This window comes from Meiothermus hypogaeus, from assembly GCF_003574035.1.
GTDB lineage: Bacteria > Deinococcota > Deinococci > Deinococcales > Thermaceae > Meiothermus > Meiothermus hypogaeus.
Window position 1 is genome coordinate 1 of sequence record NZ_QWKY01000142.1, and the last position, 3585, is coordinate 3585.

Annotated in this window: 3 protein-coding genes; all 3 read left to right on the top strand. The window is 69.7% G+C overall.

Translation table 11 applies throughout. The annotated features are described in order from the left end of the window. A partial coding sequence (locus tag Mhypo_RS17380) for a multicopper oxidase family protein (protein WP_147371376.1) occupies window positions 1–1446 on the top strand: 1446 nt, incomplete at its 5' end. A gap of 3 nt (window positions 1447–1449) precedes the next feature. Then, a complete protein-coding gene (locus Mhypo_RS18680) occupies window positions 1450–1587 on the top strand; it encodes a hypothetical protein (RefSeq protein WP_240637352.1) in 138 nt (45 codons plus the stop codon). 172 nt (window positions 1588–1759) lie between these two features. Then, window positions 1760–3585: heavy metal translocating P-type ATPase (locus tag Mhypo_RS17390; protein WP_119342488.1), on the top strand; the 1826-nt coding region annotated here is incomplete at its 3' end.

Below are 3585 nucleotides of genomic sequence, written 5' to 3' on the forward strand. Positions count from 1 at the left end.
CTCTCGAGGCTCCCCGCCTTTGCCCAAAGCCCCTTTCCCCAGCCCCGCACGCTCGAGGTGCGCCGGGCCGAGGGCGTGGTCGAGGCGCAGATTGCTGCTCGACAAAGCAATCTCACTATGGGCGGCAAACCCGTCCAACTGCTGACCTACGGTGGCTTCCCCGGCCCTACCCTGCGCCTGCGCGAGGGCGAGACGGTGCGGCTCAACTTCACCAACAACCTCCCCGAGGCCACCAACCTGCACCTGCACGGCTTGCACGTGCTCCCCAGCGTGGACGACCCGCTGGCCCTGGTCCAGCCCGGCGAGAGCCGCCTGTACGAGTTCACCGTCCCCAAGGGCTCAGCGGGGACTTACTGGTACCACCCCCACGTCCACGGCCGGGTAGCCCCACAGCTCTACGCGGGGCTGGCGGGCCTGCTGGTGGTGGAAGGGCCGCTCGATGCCCTGCCCGAGTTGAAGGAGGCCGAGGAACACCTCCTGGTGCTCAAAGACTGGCTGTTCTCCGGCGACCGGGTCCCGGCCTGGACCCACATGGACTGGATGAACGGCCGGGAGGGCAACCTGCTCACCGTCAACGCCACCGTGCGCCCGACCCTGCGTGCCCAGAAGGCCACCCTGCGCCTGCGGCTCTTGAACGCCAGCAACGCCCGCTACTACCGGCTGGCGCTGGAAAACCATCCCCTGTACCTCATCGCCACCGACGGCGGCTTCCTCGAGAAGCCCGTCGAGATCTCCGAACTCCTGCTGGCCCCCGGCGAGCGGGCCGAGGTGCTCGTGCGCCTGATCCGGCCCGGCAGCTATCGGCTGCAGGCCCTCCCCTACAACCGTGGCGCGATGATGATGCCTGGTGGCAGTAGGGGTGACCCGGGGATGGGCCAGGGGATGGGCCAAGGGATGGGGATGATGGACCACGGCGGCATGGGGGGCATGGGCGACACGGGGATGATGGGCTCCATGATGGGCATGGGAGCCACCCGCCTCGAGACCCTGCTCACCGTCGTGGCCCCGGCCAGCCCCAAGCCCCTGCCCCTGCCCGCCTCGCTGGCCCCCGTCGAACGGCTCGAGCCCGCCAGGGCCGCCGCCACCCGCCGCCTGGTACTGGGCGAGCGCATGATGCAGGCCGAGTTCTTCATCAACGACCGGATGTTTGACCCCGGCCGGGTGGACGTCCGGGCCAAGCTGGGGACGCTCGAGGTCTGGGAGCTCGTCAACAAGACCGACATGGACCACCCCTTCCACCTGCACACCTACCCCTTCCAGGTGCTCTCGCGGGGCGGCAAGCCAGCGCCCTACCGGGCCTGGAAGGATACCGTAAACCTGCGCAAAAACGAGGTTGTGCGGATCGCGGTGCCCCTGCGCAACTTCAGCGGGGTCACTGTCTACCACTGCCATATCGTCGAGCACGAGGATCGCGGCATGATGGGGGTGCTCGAGGTTCGGGATTAGGCCGTGGCCGAGCGCTTCAGCATGTACGTGGAGTACGGGGCCTACCCCCATTGCAAGCGGCCCGACGACACGGAGGTCGCTGCCGTGCAGGACTGGACCAACGCGACGGCTGGTCTTTTTGTGGCCTTCTTATGCGCGTAGAGAAGAGCTACTTACTGCGGAAGCCCTGACCCTCGTCCCTGCCTCTTTATTCGCGGAAAAGTTCGGAGGGGATTGACCTTTTACCTGATTCAAACTATCCTGAGTTCACACTCCCCCCCACCTGGGGAGGGGTACGACGGCGCCTAAACTGGCTGCCATCCGGAGGGTCACGATGGAACACAGGGCACATCCAACCACGGCAGTCCTCGAGGTCGCCCTCAGGAATTGCCACGACGGCTCGGAGTACGCCGACCTCGAGCGGCAGTTCGCCCGGCTGGAAGGCGTTCAGCAGGTCCACCTCGACCGCACCCGGGGCGTCGCCCACCTCGCCTACGACCCCGCGGTGACGAGCGCCCAGCGGCTCGAGGCCGAGATCGAGCAAAGGGGCTACGCCTGCGACTGCGCCGACTGCGCCCCCTCCGAGGCCCAGCCCGGGCACCCCAGCGTGGGCTCGGAGGGCCACGACCACGCCCACCACGGCCACGCCGCCCGTCCGGCCCCGGCCCCAGCCCACGACCACGCCGCCGTGCGGCACCAGGAGCACGCGGGCCACGAGGGGCACGACGAGCACGCCGGGCACGGGGCCGCGATGGTGAACGACATGCTGCGGCGCTTCCTGATCTCGCTGGCCCTAACCATCCCCGTCGTGATCTTCTCGCCCATCGGCGGGGCGCTGGGCTTCCCCGACATGCCGCCCTTCGGCCTTTCGATGGGGCTGTGGGGCTTCCTGCTGGCGACCCCGGTGGTGTGGTGGGGGGGCTGGCCCTTCATCAGTGCGGCCTGGCGGGCTTTGCTGCGGGGCGAGGCCAACATGATGACCCTCATCGCCACGGGCATCTTGGTGTCCTACACCTACTCGCTGGGGGCTACCTTCCTCTTCGAGGGCGAGGTGTTCTTCGAAGCGGCGGCCATGCTCACCACCTTCAGCCTGGCGGGGCACTGGCTCGAGATGCGCGCGCGCTTCGCCACCGGGCGGGCGGTAGAGGCCCTGCTCAAGCTGGCCCCCGCGACGGCCCGGGTCCGGCGGAACGGGCAGGAGGTGGAGGTGGCGCTCGAGCAGGTGGTGGTGGGCGACGAGGTCGTGGTCAGGCCCGGCGACCGGGTGCCGGTGGACGGGGTGGTGATCTCGGGGCAGAGCTACGTGGATGAGAGCATGATCACCGGCGAGCCGATCCCCGCCGCCAAGACCCCCGGCGCGAAGGTGGTCGGGGGGACGGTGAACCAGACCGGGGCCTTCACCTTCAAGGCCACGGCGGTGGGCGCCGACACCGCGCTCTCGCGCATCGTGCAGATGGTGCGCAACGCCCAGGCCTCCAAGGCCCCGGCGCAGCGCCTGGCCGACCTGGCCGGGAAGTACCTGGTGTTCATCGCGCTGGGCTCGGGCGTGCTCACCTTCCTCTTCTGGTACTTCCTGGGGGCGCAGGGGCTGGTCTTCGCCCTCACCGTGGCGGTCTCGGCGGTGGTGATCGCCTGCCCCGACGCGCTGGCCCTGGCGACGCCGACCGCGATCACCGTGGGGGTGGGGGTGGCGGCCCGGGAGGGCGTGCTGTTCAAGAACGCGACCGCGCTCGAGGCCACCGCCGCCATCGACACGGTGGTCTTCGACAAGACCGGCACCCTCACCGAGGGCAAGCCCGCGGTGACCGACCTCGAGCCCATCGCCCCCTTCACCCCCGAAGAGCTGCTGGCCCTCGCCGCCTCCGCCGACCAGCCCTCGCAGCACCCCCTGGCCGAGGCCATCGTGCGGGCGGCCGAGGAGCGTGGCGTGGGCGTGCAACCCCCCGACGCCTTCGATTCTGTCCCCGGGCACGGTGTGGTGGCCCAGGTTAAGGGGCGCACGGTGCTCATCGGCAACCGGAGGCTCATGGACCGGGAAGGCGTCGAGGTGGGCCAACTGGAAGAACGGGTGTCCCGGCTGGCCGCCGAGGGCAAGACCGCCATGTACGTGGCGGTGGACGGCCAGCCCGCAGGGGTGGTCGCGGTGGCCGACGTGGTCCG